The 16,343-nt window shown below is 73.3% G+C and carries 14 protein-coding genes; 8 read left to right on the top strand and 6 right to left on the bottom strand.

What is annotated here, in order from left to right:
* The first annotated feature begins 537 nt into the window (after positions 1-537).
* Positions 538-1,134, top strand: a complete 597-nt coding sequence (locus Q2K16_RS14360) for a hypothetical protein (protein WP_302745986.1) — start codon at positions 538-540, stop codon at positions 1,132-1,134.
* A 63-nt stretch (positions 1,135-1,197) separates the two neighbouring features.
* Here the strand turns inward: Q2K16_RS14360 and Q2K16_RS14355 are convergent, their stop codons facing one another.
* Complete coding sequence (locus Q2K16_RS14355; protein WP_302746484.1) at positions 1,198-1,815, bottom strand: DUF4126 domain-containing protein; 618 nt, start codon at positions 1,813-1,815, stop codon at positions 1,198-1,200.
* Between the two features lie 71 nt (positions 1,816-1,886).
* Between Q2K16_RS14355 and nucS the strand changes: the two genes are divergently transcribed.
* Positions 1,887-2,546 carry an endonuclease NucS gene (gene nucS / locus Q2K16_RS14350; RefSeq protein ID WP_145921447.1) on the top strand — a complete coding sequence of 220 codons (660 nt, stop codon included), beginning with the start codon at positions 1,887-1,889 and terminating at the stop codon, positions 2,544-2,546.
* A gap of 32 nt (positions 2,547-2,578) precedes the next feature.
* Here nucS and Q2K16_RS14345 read toward each other — a convergent pair whose 3' ends face one another.
* Positions 2,579-4,078 (bottom strand): aldehyde dehydrogenase family protein, encoded by a 1,500-nt coding sequence (locus Q2K16_RS14345; protein WP_302745985.1) that lies wholly within the window; start codon positions 4,076-4,078, stop codon positions 2,579-2,581.
* Positions 4,079-4,269: 191 nt separating this feature from the next.
* Between Q2K16_RS14345 and Q2K16_RS14340 the strand changes: the two genes are divergently transcribed.
* From Q2K16_RS14340 to Q2K16_RS14325, 4 genes are all read left to right on the top strand, one after another.
* A complete protein-coding gene (locus tag Q2K16_RS14340; protein WP_302745983.1) occupies positions 4,270-4,737 on the top strand; it encodes an FHA domain-containing protein in 468 nt (155 codons plus the stop codon).
* Between the two features lie 97 nt (positions 4,738-4,834).
* On the top strand, positions 4,835-6,610 hold the full coding sequence (locus Q2K16_RS14335) for a 3-hydroxyacyl-CoA dehydrogenase family protein (RefSeq protein ID WP_302745981.1): 1,776 nt from the start codon (positions 4,835-4,837) through the stop codon (positions 6,608-6,610).
* Positions 6,611-6,668: 58 nt separating this feature from the next.
* On the top strand, positions 6,669-6,995 hold the full coding sequence (locus Q2K16_RS14330; RefSeq protein WP_302745980.1) for a hypothetical protein: 327 nt from the start codon (positions 6,669-6,671) through the stop codon (positions 6,993-6,995).
* Between the two features lie 94 nt (positions 6,996-7,089).
* On the top strand, positions 7,090-7,890 hold the full coding sequence (locus tag Q2K16_RS14325; RefSeq protein ID WP_302745978.1) for an alpha/beta hydrolase: 801 nt from the start codon (positions 7,090-7,092) through the stop codon (positions 7,888-7,890).
* An 18-nt stretch (positions 7,891-7,908) separates the two neighbouring features.
* On the opposite strand, the gene Q2K16_RS14320 is transcribed toward Q2K16_RS14325, so the two are convergent.
* The 4 genes from Q2K16_RS14320 to mce form a co-directional block, all read right to left on the bottom strand.
* Positions 7,909-9,009 carry an AI-2E family transporter gene (locus Q2K16_RS14320; RefSeq protein WP_302746483.1) on the bottom strand — a complete coding sequence of 367 codons (1,101 nt, stop codon included), beginning with the start codon at positions 9,007-9,009 and terminating at the stop codon, positions 7,909-7,911.
* Positions 9,010-9,379: 370 nt separating this feature from the next.
* Positions 9,380-11,587 (bottom strand): coiled-coil domain-containing protein, encoded by a 2,208-nt coding sequence (locus Q2K16_RS14315; RefSeq protein WP_302745976.1) that lies wholly within the window; start codon positions 11,585-11,587, stop codon positions 9,380-9,382.
* A gap of 177 nt (positions 11,588-11,764) precedes the next feature.
* Entirely contained in the window at positions 11,765-13,030 is a 1,266-nt protein-coding gene (locus Q2K16_RS14310; RefSeq protein WP_088642764.1) for a DivIVA domain-containing protein, read from the bottom strand.
* Between the two features lie 324 nt (positions 13,031-13,354).
* Entirely contained in the window at positions 13,355-13,831 is a 477-nt protein-coding gene (gene mce, locus Q2K16_RS14305) for a methylmalonyl-CoA epimerase (RefSeq protein WP_302745973.1), read from the bottom strand.
* Between the two features lie 64 nt (positions 13,832-13,895).
* Here mce and Q2K16_RS14300 point away from each other — a divergent pair, with 64 nt between their 5' ends.
* Positions 13,896-15,089 carry an acetyl-CoA C-acetyltransferase gene (locus tag Q2K16_RS14300; protein ID WP_302745972.1) on the top strand — a complete coding sequence of 398 codons (1,194 nt, stop codon included), beginning with the start codon at positions 13,896-13,898 and terminating at the stop codon, positions 15,087-15,089.
* A gap of 259 nt (positions 15,090-15,348) precedes the next feature.
* Positions 15,349-16,284 (top strand): methylmalonyl Co-A mutase-associated GTPase MeaB, encoded by a 936-nt coding sequence (gene meaB, locus Q2K16_RS14295; RefSeq protein WP_302746482.1) that lies wholly within the window; start codon positions 15,349-15,351, stop codon positions 16,282-16,284.
* Positions 16,285-16,343: the final 59 nt, after the last annotated feature.

Below are 16,343 nucleotides of genomic sequence, written 5' to 3'. Positions count from 1 at the left end.
TGATAGGTGCCGGCCCGGTGGCCGCAGGCCGTTCCACCGCTGATCACCCCGTAGGACACCCGCCACCGCGGCGACCCCGCCCGGACGACCCCGCTCCCGGGGCGGGCCGGTGCCCGGCCGGGTGTCGGTGCGGCGACCCCCGCCTGGTCGGTGCGGGCATCACGTGTGCGCTGGATGTCCGGTTCGGCGCGGTCGGGACGTCACCGGTGTCCGGGGTGGGGTCGACCGGGCCGGGCGTCCCGTGACCGGCGGCACCCTGACGGCGGAATCCCGGCCGGCCCGCAGTCGTTACACCCTCTGTACGACCGCAGCAGCACCCCGCCCGGCCAGCCCGGAGGCGGGCAGCGCCCCGGAATGACGCGGGGCCCCGGTCGTTACATCTGGTTCCGGCGCGAGCGGCAGGGCCCGCCGGAGACCTGGGAACTTCCCCTCATGAGCGCCTCGTCGTGGTGCTTACGCCCCCACCGCCGGCTCGCGCCGGTGGCCCGGTCCCCCGACCGGTCGGGTGGCGTCGACCCCCTCGAAGGAGCATCCCCCATGAAGACCACCATTCTGCGTAAGAGTGTTCTCGGTATCGCCGGTCTGGCCGTCGCCGGTGGTCTGGCCGCCGGCCCGCTGAACCACGGCGCCGCCGAGTCGACCGCCGTCGACCACACCGTGGCCGTGGTGCAGGCCGACAAGCCGGCCGTGGACAAGGACAGGCTGATCCCGCACGGTGTGCAGGGTGAGCAGTCCCGGATCGAGCTGAACGACGAGCAGACCAGCAACGTCAAGGCGATCATCGCGGCGACGAAGAAGGCCGGCATGGACGAACGGGCCGCCGTGGTGTCCATCGCCACGAGCCTCCAGGAGTCGAAGCTGGAGAACCTGGGTCACCTGGGTGACCGCAACGACCACGACTCGCAGGGCCTGTTCCAGCAGCGTCCGTCCTCCGGTTGGGGCACGGTGGAACAGATCACCGACCCCGAGTACGCGACCCTGGCGTTCCTCAAGGGCCTCAAGCAGGTCGACGGCTGGCAGGACATGCCCCTGACCAAGGCCGCCCAGACGGTGCAGGTGTCGGCCTACCCCGACCACTACGCCCAGTGGGAACAGCAGGCCGCCGACCTCGTCGCCCACCACTGGAACAGCTGACCCGTACGACACGATGGCCGGCACCCCACCCGGGGCGCCGGCCATCGACGCGTGCGGCGTGGGTCAGACCCGGTAGCCGGCGGCGCGGGCCGCCTCGCGGTCCCGGCGGCGCTCCCGGCGTCGGCGCAGGAACCAGACCACGAACGCCACCATGCCCAGCAGGAACGCCAGCACCAGCACCGGCAGGATGATCGCCACCAGGGACATCAGCACGCTCGTCGCGTCCTCGGCGGTGCTGGCCACCGGTGCGCCGAAGCCCGCCGTGGTCGCGTTGACCACCGGTCGGGCCGCCGCCTTGAACAGGTGCACTCCGAGCGCGATGACGACACCGGCGGCCACCGGCACCCACTGGTGGGACGAGAAGAACCCGCCCGGGTCGCTCACCGTCACCGTCTCCGAGCCCGACCCCGCGCCGAACGCGAGCCCGCCGGCGGTGGGGCGGACCACTGTCTGCACGACGTCGTTGACGTGGTCGACGACGGGCACCTTGTCGGCGACGACCTCGACCGCGAGCAGCGCCGCGAGGATCGCCAGCACCCAGCCGTTGCCCAGCCACTGCCAGCCGCCGGGCAGGTCGATCAGGCTCGTATAGCGGGCGAGCAGACCCATGGTGAGCAGGGGAATGTAGGCGTTCAGGCCCGCCGAGGCGGCGAGCCCGGTGCCGGTGAGGACTTCGAACACCATCTCAGCATCGCACCGGCACGCCAGTGCCGCTCGACGGTGACCGGCCGGTCCTCCGCTACCCTCGTCGGGTGCGTCTGGTGATTGCGAAGTGCTCGGTGGACTACGTCGGACGGCTCTCGGCGCACCTGCCGCTGGCCACCCGCCTGCTCATGGTGAAGGCGGACGGGTCGGTGTCGATCCACGCCGACGACCGCGCGTACAAGCCGTTGAACTGGATGAGCCCGCCCTGTCGGCTGGAGGAGGCCCCCGGCGTGTGGCGGGTGGTCAACAAGGCCGGTGAGGAACTGCGGATCACCCTGGAGGAGGTCTTCCAGGACACCTCGTACGAGTTGGGCGTCGACCCGGGGCTGCGCAAGGACGGCGTCGAGGCGCACCTGCAGGAGCTGCTGGCCGCCAACCCGGAGACGCTGGGGGAGGGCTTCACCCTGGTCCGGCGGGAGTACATGACCGCGATCGGCCCGGTCGACCTGCTCTGCCGGGACGCCAACGCCGGCGCGGTCGCCGTCGAGGTGAAGCGGCGCGGCGAGATCGACGGCGTCGAGCAGCTCACCCGTTACCTCGAACTGATGAACCGGGACCCGCTGCTCGCCCCGGTGACAGGCGTCTTCGCCGCCCAGGAGATCAAGCCGCAGGCCCGGGTCCTCGCCACCGACCGGGGCATCCGCTGCGTGGTGGTCGACTACGACCGGCTGCGCGGCATCGTGCGCGACGAGCTGACCCTGTTCTGACCACCGGTCCGCGGGCCGCCCACCGGTCGGGGTCAACGGCGGCCGTACAGCGCCTTGGTGACCTTGACGATCCGGGCCACGTCGGTCGGGGTCCGCTCGAAGGTCATCGCGGGCAGCAGCGACCGGGCCCGCCGCCTGGTGACCGACTTGGCCCGGCCGAACTCCCGCAGCCCGTCCTCGCCGTGGATGCGGCCGAAGCCCGAGTCGCCCACCCCGCCGAACGGCAGCGTGGACATCCCGGCGAAGGTGAGCGCCGAGTTGACCGACGCCATCCCCGAGCGCAGCCGGCGGGCGATCGCCACCGCGTCGCGCCGACCGAACACCGAACCCCCCAGGCCGTACGGCAGGGCGTTGGCCCGGCGTACGGCCTCGTCGGCGTCGGCGACCCGGGTGATGGTCACGGTCGGGCCGAAGGTCTCCTCGCGGATCGCCGACGCGGACTCGGGAACGTCCACCAGCACGGTCGGGTGCACGTACGGTGGCTGCACGGCGGCGGGACCACCCAGCACGGCCCGCCCTCCGGCGGCGATGGCCTCGTCGATGTGCCGGCGGATCACGTCGAGCTGGCTCGGCATGGTGATCGGGCCGAGGTCGGCGGAGTCCGCGCCGACGGTCAGCCGTTCGGCGCGGGCGACCACCTTGCCGACGAAGGCGTCGTGCACGGCCGCGACCGCGTAGACCCGTTCGATGCCGATGCAGGTCTGCCCGGCGTTGGTCAGCGCGCCCCAGACGCACGCCTCGGCGGCGGCGTCCAGGTCGGCGTCGGCGTCCACGATCATCGCGTCCTTGCCGCCGGCCTCCAGCAGCACCGGGGTCAGCGACTCGGCGCAGGCGGCCATCACCCGGCGGGCGGTCGCCGTGGAACCGGTGAAGGCCACCTTGTCGACGCCCGAGCGGCACAGCGCCGCGCCGACGTCGCCGAGGCCGTGCACCGCCGTGAACACCGGCTGCTCCGGCACCACCTCGGCGAACGCGTCGACCAGCCACTGCCCGACGACCGGGGTGTACTCGCTGGGCTTGAGGACCACCGCGTTGCCGGCGGCCAGCGCGTAGGCGGCGGAACCGACAGGGGTGAAGACCGGGTAGTTCCACGGGCCGATCACCCCGACCACGCCGTGCGGCTGGTATTCGAGGTGACCGGAGAACTCGGCGAGGATCAGCCGGGAGCGGACCCGACGGGGCCCCAGCACCCGGCGGGCGTTGCGGGCCGCCCAGTCGATGTGTTCGATGGCGGTGAGCACCTCGACGACGGCGTCCCCGACCGGCTTGCCGCCCTCGACGTGGATCAGCTCGGCCAGCTCCTCGACCCGCCGGGCGAGCAGGGCCCGCCAGCGCAGCAGCCGGGTGCGGCGGCCGGTGAAGCCGAGCCCGGCCCACCACTGCCCGGCCGTGCGGGCGCGGGCGACCGCGCGGTGCACCTCCTCGGCGGTGGCGGCCGGCACGCTGCCGGCCTCGTCGCCGGTGGCCGGGCTCGTCGAGACCAGCCGACCGTCGGAGATGACCGGGGTACCCGGGACCTGCACAGCCGTCATGGCGGAAGTCTAGACCCGGAAGCTACCCGCTGGTAGTTGTGAATACCGCTCAGCTATCGCCCGTCGCCGCCTGTTCGGTGGACACCTGATGTCCGCCAGGGGTCGCGGAGATGGCCGGGCGGGTGGTGAGCTGGTCATGCGGAGCTGGCAGGCTGACCGCGGGGCGACGGTGGGTGGGGAGCTGACTGTCCATGCAGGATCATCCGGAACTGATGCCACTGCTGACGGTGGCCGCTGGCCCGATGCGCGGGGCGAGCTTCCGCGTCCGGCCCCGGCCGCAGGTGATCGGCCGGGCGCCGACCGCCGACATCGCGGTCGCCGACGCGCACCTGAGCCGGCGGCACGCCGAGCTGCGGCTGACCGACGACGGGGTGGTCCTGGTCGACCTGGGATCGACAAACGGCACCTGGCTCAACGACCGGCGGATCACCGACGCCGAACCCCTCACCGACGGCGACGTGATCCGGCTCGGCCGTACCGAACTGCGCTACTTCGACCCCGGGCTGGCCACCACCGACCCGGTCGGCCTGCGCTTCGCCGGGGGGTCCGTCGGCCGCCGGGACCACCGCCCCACGCTGCCGCTGCCGTCGCGCGCCCCCGGCCCCACCGACGCCCTGCCGGCCACCCCGGTCCCCGCCCCCAGCGCCGTCGACGCCTGAGGCGGACGGGGACCGACCTCCCCCGCGCCGGTCCCGGCGGATAGCCTTAGCGTTCGTTCATGTCGGCAACGGCGGAATCAACCAGGGGAGGCCGGTCGTGGCGCGGGAGTTCACCAGGGTGGGCGTGGTGGGTCTGGGCACCATGGGTGCCGGCATCGTCGAGGTGTTCGCCCGCAACGGTGTCGACGTCGTCGCGGTGGAGATCTCCCCGGACGCCCTGGCCCGCGGCCGGGCCACCCTCACCCGGTCGACCGACCGGGCGGTGGCGCGGGGCAAGCTGGCCGAGGCCGACCGGGACGCCCTGCACGCCCGGGTCGACTTCCAGGTCGGGCTGGATGCGCTGCACGCGGTGGACCTGGTGGTCGAGGCGGTCCCCGAGCGCCTCGACCTCAAGCGGCGGATCTTCGCCGAGCTGGACCGGATCTGCCGGCCCGACACCATCCTCGCCACCAACACCTCCTCGCTGGGCGTCACCGACATCGCCGTCGCCACCGACCGGCCCCAGCAGGTCGTCGGCCTGCACTTCTTCAACCCGGCACCGGTGATGAAACTGGTCGAGGTCGTCCGCACCGTGGTCACCGCCACCGACGTGGTCGATGACGTCGAGGCACTCTGCGCCCGGCTCGGCAAGGTCGGCGTGACGATCGGCGACCGGGCCGGATTCATCGCCAACGCCCTGCTGTTCGGCTACCTCAACCAGGCGGTGGGCCTGTTCGAGGCCCGCTACGTCACCCGTGAGGACCTGGACGCGGCGATGACGCTGGGCTGCGGCCTGCCGATGGGCCCGCTCGCCCTGCTGGACCTGATCGGTCTCGACACCGCGTACGAGATCCTGAACACCATGTACCGGCACGGCGGGCGCAACCGCCGGCACGCCCCGACGCCGCTGATCCGGCAGATGGTCACGGCGGGGCTGCTCGGCCGCAAGACCGGGCGTGGCTTCTACACCTACGACAAGCCGGGCTCCGCGAAGGTCGTACCCGACGGGTCGACCCCGACCGCCGACGACGTGTCGGGCACCACGGCCGTGACCACGGTCGGTGTCGTCGGCTCGGGGACGACGGCGGCCGATCTCGCCGCGGTGTTCGCCGCCGCCGGCCACCAGGTGGTCGCCGTCGGCGCGGACGGACCCGCCGGGACCACCGGGGCGGTCCGGGCCGCGCTCGACGAGGACGTCACCCGGGACCGCCGGGACGCGGCCGGCCGGGACGCCGCGCTGGCCCGGATCACCTGGGCGGACGCGCTGGAGCAACTCGCCGACGTCGACCTGGTGGTCGAGGCGACGGCGGGGGAGCTGCACGCCACGCGGGCGCTGTTCGCCCGCCTCGACGAGGTCTGCAAGCCGGGCGTGCTGCTCGCCACCACCACCTCCGCGCTGCCGGTGATCGACCTGGCGATGGCCACCAGCCGTCCCGCCGACGTGCTCGGCCTGCACTTCTGCGTCCCGGTGCGGGCACGCCCGCTGGTCGAGGTGGTGACCACCGTCCGGACCTCGACGGAGGCCGCCGCCACCGCCCGCGCGGTCTGCGCCGCCCTCGGCCGGACCACGCTGGTCTGCGGCGACCGGGCCGGCCTCGTGGTCGACGCGCTGCTCTTCCCGTACCTCAACGACGCGGTGCAGATGCTGGAGGCCGGCTACGCAGGCGTCGACGACATCGACCACGCGATGACGCTCGGCTGCGGCTACCCGACGGGCCCGTTCGCGCTGCTCGACGCGGTCGGCCTCGACGTGGCGCTGGCCGTGCAGCGGGCGCTGTACCGCCAGTCGCGCGAACCGGGCCTGGCCCCCGCGCCGCTGCTGCACCACATGGTCACCGCCGGTCACCTGGGCCGTGCCGCCGGCCGGGGGTTCCGCGAGCACGCCGGGCGCTGAACCGGGGCGACCGACCTCACCCCGCCGTCGACGCGGACCTGACCGTAACCTTGGCACGGTGAGCCCCCGTCGCAACCGTCCCCGCCGCGAGGACAGCACCCAACTGGACGCCGAGCGGGCCCGGCACGGCGTCGAATCGGTGCAGCAGTGGCGCGACGGCGAGTGGCAGGTACGCGGGATCAGCGGCGGGGCGTCGGTCAAGACGTACCGCTGCCCCGGGTGTGACCAGGAGATCCGACCCGGGGTGGCGCACCTGGTGGCCTGGCCGGCCGACGGCGCGGGTGACCTCACCGACCGGCGGCACTGGCACAACGGCTGCTGGCGGGCCCGGGACCGGCGGGGACCGAACCTGCTGCGCGGCCGGGGCGCTCCCCGCTACGGCTGACCGGTCCGGCCCACCCACCCGGCGCGAGCGATCTGGATCACCCCGGTTCCGCCCCGGGCGAGCGAGGGCGGCGCGTTCGGGTCAGACTGGGGCGGTGAGCACACCGATCCGCGCATCGTCGATCCTGCCCGGCCTCCGGGAGGACATCGAGCTGCACACCGCCGACGGCCTGCGGCTCGTCGGCGAGTTGGCCCGCCCGGTCGACCGGACCCCGGCGGGCACCCTGGTCTGCCTGCACCCGCTGCCCACCCACGGCGGGATGATGGACAGCCACGTCTTCCGCAAGGCGGCCTGGCGGCTGCCCGCCCTGGCCGACCTGGCGGTGCTCCGGTTCAACACCCGGGGCACCAGCAGCGTGCGGGGCACCAGCGAGGGCACCTTCGACAACGCGGTGGGCGAGCGGTTCGACGTCGCCGCCGCGATCGAGTACGCCGAGTTCCACGAGCTGCCGAACATCTGGCTGGTGGGCTGGTCGTTCGGCACCGACCTGACCCTGAAGTACGGCTGCGACCCGGCGGTGGCCGGGGCGATCCTGCTCTCCCCGCCGTTGCGTTTCTCGCAACCAGGGGACCTGGCCGTCTGGGCGGAGTCGGGTCGACCGCTGACCGCGCTGGTGCCCGAGTTCGACGACTACCTGCGCCCCGACGAGGCCCGGCAGCGCTTCGCGGCGGTGCCGCAGGCCGAGGTCGTCGGCGTGCCCGGGGCCAAGCACCTGTGGGTGGGCGACGCCGAGCGGGTGCTCGACGAGATCGTCAGGCGGGTGAACCCGGCGGTGCCGCTGCCGCTGCCGACGAGCTGGGACGGCCCGATGGAGACCGGCGACGTCAGCGCGTACGCCGACCGGACGGTGGCCGCCTTCGCCGACACCCCCGTACCCGGCCCCGCCGCCGGCTGAGACCCTCCGGGCCGCGCCTCAGCGGCGGTCCTGGCGGGGGAGCACCACCTCGCGCAGGATCAGCTGGAGGGCGGCGACCACCGGGATGGCGATCAGCGCGCCGACCACCCCCATGAGCGCCACCCCGAGCAGGGCGGCGAGCAACGCGGCCACCTCGTTGACCTCCACCGACCGCCGCATGATCTTCGGGTAGATGAGGTAGTTCTCCACCTGCTGGTAGAGCACGAAGAAGACCACGCAGGCGATGCCGACCGGCAGCGCGGTGGCGAAGCCGACCAGGCTGACGATCACCGCGCCGAGGGTGGCCCCGATCTGCGGGATCAGGTCGGTCACCGCCACCACCACGGCCAGCGCGAACGGGTAGGGCAGCTCGACGACCAGGGCGAAGACGAAGCTGGTAGCGCCGGCCAGCACCGCGATGCTCAACGCCCCCACCATGTACGCGCCGACCTTGGTGAGGATCTCGTCCCCGATCAGGCTGACCCGCTGCCGGCGCGACCTCGGCACCAACGCGTACCCGAGGTCGCGCAGCCTGTCGAAGTAGGCCAGAAAGTAGATCGTCAGCACCAGCACGGTGAGCACCCGGAAGATGGTTCCGAAGATCAACTGGGCGCCGCCGAGGACCCCGCCGAGCGCCCGGCCCACGGTGTCCGCGTTCGCCAGCGCCTGCACGCGCTGCATCACGTCGTAGCGGACCACCAGGTCGTTGACGGTACGGTTGCCGCGCAGCTCCTCGACGTAACTGGGCAGCTGGTCGATGAACTGCCCGGTCTGGGTCACCACCGGCGGCACCAGCGCCACCAGCCCGGCGACGATCAACAGCACCAGGGTCAGCGCCACCACCGTCACCGCCAGCCCGTGCGGCAACCCCCAGCGGCGTAGCCGGACCACCGCCGGGTTGAGCCCCACCGCCAGGAAGAGCGCGATCACCACCAGGACCAGGATGCCGCCGGCATTGCGGATCCCCAGGAACACGGTGTACGCCAGCAGCACGCCGAGCGCCCCGGTGAAACCGATCAGGAAACTGCTGCGGCGCAGTGGCCGCCCGGGTCGACCGAACCGCCCGGACCCGCTGGCGGCCGCGCCGGCGGCGTCGCGTCCCGGTGCGTTCCGCCCCAGGGCGTCCTGCGCCGGTGCGTCCTGGGCCCTGGCGTCGGCGGTGGCGGGGGTGTCGGTGTCCCGGCCGGTCGGTGCGGCACGCTCCCCGCCGGTGGTGTGCTCCCCGGCGGTGGTGGGCGGCGGCTCGGAGCGGGCCGTCACCGGTTCCGCCCCGGCCCGGGCCGTCGGTACGCCCGCAGGGGCGCTGTCCCGGGTCGCGTCGTCGCGTGCCGGGCCGTGCTGTGCCACCTGACCTCCCCAGTTCCGCCCCGGCGCGGCACCCCGGATGGATCGGCCGACCCACCCGGTGACCACCTACCGTACGGGCTCCTGCCCGCAGGGTAGTGGTGCGGGCTCCCGCCGGCCACCCCGGGGTCGCCCCCCGTCGCGGTCACTCCGACTCGACGGTCACCGTACTCGGCCTGGCGCTGCGCTCGTCGGTGGTCGGCTTGCTGGGCCGCTTGCCGTTCTCCCCGGTACTGGTGATCTTCGTCGGGGTGGCACCCCGGCCGGCGGTGCCGGGAACCGCGGCGACGGTCGGTTCACCGTCCACCCCGGCGCTTGCCGTCCCGCCGTCCACAGTGGTCACCGGCTCGGCCTTCGGCTTCGCGGCACCGTCCGTACCGCCTGTCGGTTTCGTGCCGTTGGCGGCCGGATCGCCGGCCGGCCTGGTGACGGCCACGACCGAGTCTGCGCCGGCCACGACCGGTTCCCTACCGGCGTCGCTGCCGGCGGGGGCCTTCCCGCCGCCGGCCGGGCCGGAGCCCACCGGCTGCGCTGCCGGGGCGTCGGCGGTGCGCGTCGGCTTCGGCTTCCTGCCGTTGCCGAGCGGGCCCGTCCCCGGCCGGTCGCCGTCCGGGGACGGCACCACCGCGTCGGCGCCCACCGGCGTCGCGGCGCGCGCCCGCAGGGCGGTGACGTCCCGCTGGAGCTCGTCGTGCTCCTGCCGCGCCTGCCAGGTTTCCTGACGCAGGTCGGCGAGCTGCTGCTGGGCCTGGGCGATCTCCAGCATCACCCGGGCGAGCTGCTGCCGGCCGGCCGCCGCCTCCTGCTGGGTGGCGGCGAGGTGCTGCTGGGTGGTGGCCAGGTGCTGCTGGGTGGTGGCCGCGTACTCGTCGAACTGCCGACGGGAGGCGGCGACGTGCTCGTCGGCCTGGCGACGCTTCTCGGTGGCCTCCCGCTCGACCCGGTCGAGCAGTTCGGTCGTCTCCTGCTCCACCCGCCGCCGTAGCTCGGCGGTCTCCTGCTCGGCCGTGCGGCGCAGCGTCGCCGCGTCCGCCTCGGCGGCCCGGCGGATCTCGGCCGCGCCCTGCTCGATCTCGTCCCGCCGGGCGGCCCACTCCCGCTCCAGCTCGGCCTGCCGCGTGCCGTGCTGCTGTTCCAGCTCGTCGTGCCGGGCCCGGTGCTTGCGGTCCAACTCGTCGCGGCGCTTGGCGAACTCCTGCTCGGCGACGGCCCGACGCTGGGCCAGCTCCCGGTCGGCGGCCTCCCGCCGACCGTTGACCTCCTGCTCCACCCCTGCGCGCCAGGCACCTAGCTCCTGCTGCGTCTGGGCGCGGGACTGCTGCACGTACGCCTCGGTCTCGGCGCGCATCCGCTGCACGTGCGCCTCGGCCTCGGCCCGGCTGCGCTGGGCCGCCTCGGTCGCCTCGGTGGTCAGCCGCTGCGCCTCCTGCCGGGCCCGTTCCCGGGTCGCCCTGGCCGCGCCGTCGGCGTCGTCGGTGACCTGCTTGGCCTGCTGGAGCGCCTTGGCGTGGGTGGCGCGGCTGGTCTCCGTCGCCGAATCGGTGAGCCGCCGGGCCTCCTGCTGCGCCTTGAGGTGCACCTCCTTGGCGGCCTCGCGCAGGTCGGTGGCCTCCTTCTGGGCCTTGGCCAGCGCCGCCTTCGCCATCTCGCGGAGCTTGGTGGCCTCCTGCTGGGCCCGGGTGTGGATCTCCTTGGCGGTGTCGCGGAGCTGGGTGGCCTCCTGCTGCGCCCGGTTCAGGGCGTCCTGGGCGGCGGCCCGCAACCGGTTGGACTCGTCCTCGGCGGTGGCGCGCAGCAGGGTCGCCTCGTCCTTGGCGGTGCTGCGCAGCCGGGCGGCCTCCTCCTTGGCGGTACGCACGGCGGCGTCCGCCTCGGCCCTGCGGGCAGTGGTGTGCCGTTCCTCCTCGGCACGCCGGGCGGCGAGCGCGATCTCGAAGTCCTTGAGCGCCCGGGCGGCCTGCTCGCGGGCCTCGTCGATGATGTGCTCGGCGGCGGCCCGACGGGCCTCGATCTCCTCGTTGGCGGCGACCAGGATGGCGTCCGCCTGCTCCTCGGCGAGGGCGAGGATCTGCTCGACCCGGGGGCCGAGGTGCTTGAAGGAGGCCCGGTCCACCACCCCGACCTGCTTGCGCACCTGGGCGAGATCCCGCTGCAGGTGCTCGACCTGACCGGCCAGCTTGTGGATCTGGGTGTACGCCTGTTCCCGCTCACCCGTCAGCGTGGTGATCTCGTGCTCCGCACGAGCGACGTACCGGTCGACCTGCCGTTTGTCGTATCCCCGCAGAGCGGACTCGAAGCTGGGCTCCGTGGTCACATCCCCGCCGAGAGCGAACAGTTCCTCGCCGTGCGACATGCCCCCATCCTCACACGCATCCGGCCCTCCGGGGGCGATACGGACGCCGCTGTGGGGAGCTGTTTCAGTGCTGTCCCGCGACAGGGTGTCACAGGGCGGGAACGGGCGCGGCGCGGGGGTGCACCGGTCATCCGGTGTCCCTCCGCGCCGCGACTCATGCCCCGTCGATGCGTTCGGTCAGCTGGCGGTCTCCGCGGTCGCCCGGGACTCGGCGTCGGCCTTCGCCGGCTCCGCCTTGGCCGGCGCGGCGGCCTGCTGCTGGGCCGGCACGCCCGGCACGATCCCGGCCAGGCCGGAGAGCATCTGGCCGAGCTGCGAGGTGACCGCGTCCTTCTGCCGGGTGAGGTCCTCCACCTCGCGGCGGGCCGCCTGGGTGGTCAGGTCCGCCTCGGTACGCGCCTCGGTGAGCAGCCGCTTCGCCTCGGCCTTCGCCTCGTTGAGGGTCTTCTCGGCCAACGCCTTGGCCTTGTCGACGGTGTCGTTGGCGGTGCGCTCGGACTCGACCCGGCGGGCCTCGGCGCGCTGCTCGATCTCCTTGGCCCGCTCCTGGGCGGCCCGCGCCCGCTGCTCGGCCTCGCCGACCAGCTTCTGCGTCTGCGCCACCTGGGCGGCGTGCCGCTCCGACTCCTCGCGCTCGGCCTTCTCCCGCCGCTCGGCGAGCTGGAGCTCCAGCGCCTGGAGGTCCTTGTCCCGCTTGTCGCGGGCGTCGGTGAGCAGCTTGGTCGCCTCGGCGCGCTTCTCCTCGGCCTCCCGCGCGGCCTTCGCCCGCTGCTGGGTGATCTCCCGCTCGGCGGTGGCGCGCAGGGTGGCGACCTCCCGCTCGACGGTGGACTTCAGTTCGGCCACCTCGTGCGCGGTGACCGTCCGCAGCTGCTTGGTCTCCCGGTCGGCGTCGGCGCGCAGCGTGTCGGCCTCCCGACGGGCCTGTACCCGGGCCTCGGCGGCCTCCCGCTCGGCGGCGGTGCGGACGGTGCCGGCCTCCCGCTCGGCGGTGGCCTTCATCGCGGCGGCCTCGGCGCGCGCCTTGTCGGTGATCTCCCGCGCCTCCAGCCGGGCAGCGGAGAGAATCCCTTCCGACTCGCGCTTGGCCTCGTTGCGGTGGTCGTTGGCCTGCTCCTCGGCCAGCCGGAGGATCTGCTCGACCCGGGTGCCGAGACCGGAGAGGGTCGGCCGGCTGTTCTCCTCGAGCTGCTTGTTGGTGTCGGTGAGCTTCTGCTCGAGCGCGGCCTGCCGCTGCTCGGCCTGGCGGAGCCGACGCTGGGCGTCGTTCATCCGCTGCTCGGCCTCGGCGCGGGCCTGCTCCGACTGGGTCAACGCGGCTGTCATCCGGCCGAGGAAGTCGTCGACCTGGTGGGTGTTGTATCCGCGCAGGCCGACCGTGAAGTCGGGCTGCGAGTTCGCGTTATCGAAGAACGCGAGAGGGGAGGACTGCTGCTGGGGCATTGGGACATACTTGCAGACCCCCCGGGGTCGTTCGCAAGAGCGGTGCCGAGCTTTCGTGTCCTCTTTACATGGTCCACCGGGTCGTACCGGCGGCCGGCACCAAACGGCGATCTTGGCAGGTCCGGGCGGCCCCGCCGCCGCCACCGCCCGCTATCCCGGCAGTCCCCCACCCCTTTCCCCCCACCCCCGGAATATCACCCCCGCACAATGCCCGCCCCGGTCCGCCCCCGCCCCGTCGATCAAGAGGTTCGCGTCAGATCTGGAGATCGAGATGACGCAAACCTCTTGATCGACACGGCGGGATTGGGCGGGGGGAGGGGAGGGTCAGTGGGGGGTGTCGGCGGGTTGGACGAGTTCGATGAGGACTCCGCCGGCGGCCTTGGGGTGGACGAAGTTGACCCGGGAGTTGGCGGTGCCGCGCTTCGGGGTGTCGTAGAGCAGCCGCACGCCGCGTTCGCGCAGGGTCGCGCAGGCCGCGTCGATGTCGGCGACCGTGTACGCCACCTGCTGCACGCCCGGGCCGTTGCGGTCGAGGAACCTGGCGATGGTCGACTCCGGGGACAGCGGGGCGAGCAGCTGCACGCAGCCCCCCTCGGCGGTCGGGCCGACGGCCATCATCGCCTCGCGTACCCCCTGCTCGGTGTTGGTCTCCTCGTGTATGCAGCGCATCCCGAAGGTGCGCTGATAGAAGTCGATCGCGGCGTCGAGGTCGGCGACCGCGACCCCGACGTGGTCGATACGGCGCAGTCCGATGTCTGTGACGTAGTCGGCAGCGGGCTCGACGGGGGAGTTCTCAGCCATGACGCTAGTCTGGCCGAACAGCCGTTAAGGCGTACAGCTTGGTACCCCCCCTCGGAGGCAGACAGTGGCATCGGTCATCGTCAGCGGCGCGCGGACCCCGATGGGCCGGCTGCTGGGCAACCTGAAGGACCTGCCGGCGACGAAGCTCGGCGGCATCGCGATCAAGGCGGCGCTGGAGCGCGCCGGGGTCGCCCCGGACCAGGTGCAGTACGTGATCATGGGCCAGGTGCTCCAGGCCGGCGCCGGGCAGATCCCGGCCCGGCAGGCGGCGGTGGAGGCGGGCATCCCGATGTCGGTGCCGGCGCTGAACGTCAACAAGGTGTGCCTCTCCGGCCTGGACGCGATCGCCCTGGCCGACCAGCTCATCCGGGCCGGCGAGTTCGACATCGTGGTCGCCGGTGGCATGGAGTCGATGACCAACGCCCCGCACCTGCTGCTCGGCCAGCGCGTTGGATACCGGTACGGCGACGTGACGATCAAGGACCACATGGCCCTCGACGGGCTCAGCGACGCCTGGGACTGCTGCTCGATGGGCGAGTCCACCGAGCGGCTCGGCGTACGGCACGGCATCACCCGCGAGGAGCAGGACGCGTTCGCGGCGGCCAGCCACCAGCGGGCCGCCGCCGCCCAGAAGAACGGCCACTTCGCCGACGAGATCACCCCGGTGGTCATCCCGCAGCGCAAGGGTGACCCGCTGGTGATCAGCGAGGACGAGGGCATCCGGCCGGACACCACCGCCGAGTCGCTGGCCAAGCTGCGTCCCGCGTTCACCAGGGACGGCACGATCACCGCCGGCTCCTCGTCGCCGATCTCGGACGGCGCGGCAGCCGTGGTCGTGATGAGCAAGGCCAAGGCGAACGAGCTGGGCCTGGCCTGGCTGGCCGAGGTCGGCGCGCACGGCAACGTGGCGGGCCCGGACAACTCCCTGCACTCGCAGCCGTCCAACGCCATCCAGCACGCCCTGAAGAAGGGTGGCCTGAGCATCGACGACCTCGACCTCATCGAGATCAACGAGGCGTTCGCCCAGGTCGGCATCCAGTCCGCGCGGGACCTCGGGGTCAGCGCCGACAAGATCAACGTCAACGGTGGGGCCATCGCACTGGGGCACCCGATCGGCATGTCCGGTGCCCGCCTGGTGCTCACCCTCGCGCTGGAACTGAAGCGGCGCGGTGGCGGCACCGGCGCGGCGGCGCTCTGCGGCGGTGGCGGCCAGGGCGACGCCCTGATCATCCACGTGCCGGCCGACGCCCAGGACTGACCCGCGCCCGGGTCGGCGAGCGTGGGGAGTGACTGGGGTTGGCGAGCCCGGCAGTCGTGAGCGAAGGTGGCCCGTGGCGAGCGCGAGGAGTGAGCGGGGTTGGCGAGCCCCGCAGTCGTGAGCGAAGGTGGCCCGTGGCGAGCGCGAGGAGTGAGCGGGGTTGGCGAGCCCCGCAGTCGTGAGCGAAGGTGACCCTGTGACTGTCGAGAACGCCCCCGCCCTGGCCGCTGTCCCGGTTCGTCGCAGTCGGGACGTACCGATGCTGGTGCGCCTGGCGCGCGAGGGTGACCCCCGGGCGGTGGCCCGGCTGATCACCCTGGTCGAGTCCGGCGACGAGGTGCTGCCGCAGGTGGCGGCGGCGCTCGCGCCGTACGCCGGGCAGGCCCAGGTGGTCGGGTTGACCGGCTCCCCGGGGGTGGGCAAGTCGACCACCACCAACGAGCTGGTGCGGGCGTTGCGGGCGGGCGGGCACCGGGTCGGCGTGCTGGCCATCGACCCGTCCAGCCCGTTCACGGGCGGGGCGATCCTCGGTGACCGGGTGCGGATGCAGGACCATGCCACCGACCCTGGCGTCTACATCCGGTCGATGTCCAGCCGGGGCCACCTCGGCGGGCTCTCCGCGGCGACCCCGCAGGCGGTCCGGGTGCTGGAGGGTGCCGGCTGCGACGTGGTGCTGGTGGAGACGGTCGGGGTCGGCCAGGCCGAGGTGGAGGTGGCCTCGCTGGCCGACACCACGCTGGTGCTGCTCGCCCCGGGGATGGGCGACGCGATCCAGGCGGTCAAGGCCGGCATCCTGGAGATCGCCGACGTCTTCGTGGTCAACAAGGCGGACCGGGACGGTGCCGACAACACCGTCCGCGACATCCAGGGCATGATCGCGCTGGGCGAGCGCGGGCCGGGGCAGTGGCGACCGCAGGTGGTCCGGTCGGTCGCCGCGCGCGGCGAGGGGATCGACGACATCGCCGCCGCGGTCGACAAGCACCGGGCCTGGCTGGAGCAGCACGACGAGCTGCGCCGCCGCCGGGAGAAGCGGGCCGCCGCCGAGATCGAGGCGATCGCGCTCGGCACCCTCCGCGCCCGGATCGGTTCCCTGAGCGACGGTACGGATCTGCCGACGCTCGCCGCGAAGGTCGCCGAGGGGGCCCTGGACCCGTACGCGGCGGCGGACGATTTGTTGGCGCAGATCAGCTCCTGACCGGACGACGGCACGGAATTCCCGCCCGTCCGATTACATATTGTCGCTCTTGAATGTCG

It is taken from the genome of Micromonospora cynarisoli (assembly GCF_030518815.1).
Lineage (GTDB): Bacteria > Actinomycetota > Actinomycetes > Mycobacteriales > Micromonosporaceae > Micromonospora > Micromonospora wenchangensis.
This window is presented reverse-complemented; position numbering and strand designations above follow the sequence as displayed.

Excerpts from the sequence above, each read along its gene's own strand:
- Q2K16_RS14360 (WP_302745986.1), top strand. The coding sequence starts at position 538 with ATGAAGACCACCATTCTGCGTAAGAGTGTTCTCGGTATCGCCGGTCTG.
- Q2K16_RS14345 (WP_302745985.1), bottom strand. The coding sequence starts at position 4,078 with ATGACGGCTGTGCAGGTCCCGGGTACCCCGGTCATCTCCGACGGTCGG.
- Q2K16_RS14340 (WP_302745983.1), top strand. The coding sequence starts at position 4,270 with ATGCAGGATCATCCGGAACTGATGCCACTGCTGACGGTGGCCGCTGGC.
- Q2K16_RS14315 (WP_302745976.1), bottom strand. The coding sequence starts at position 11,587 with ATGTCGCACGGCGAGGAACTGTTCGCTCTCGGCGGGGATGTGACCACG.
- Q2K16_RS14310 (WP_088642764.1), bottom strand. The coding sequence starts at position 13,030 with ATGCCCCAGCAGCAGTCCTCCCCTCTCGCGTTCTTCGATAACGCGAAC.
- mce (WP_302745973.1), bottom strand. The coding sequence starts at position 13,831 with ATGGCTGAGAACTCCCCCGTCGAGCCCGCTGCCGACTACGTCACAGAC.
- meaB (WP_302746482.1), top strand. The coding sequence starts at position 15,349 with ATGCTGGTGCGCCTGGCGCGCGAGGGTGACCCCCGGGCGGTGGCCCGG.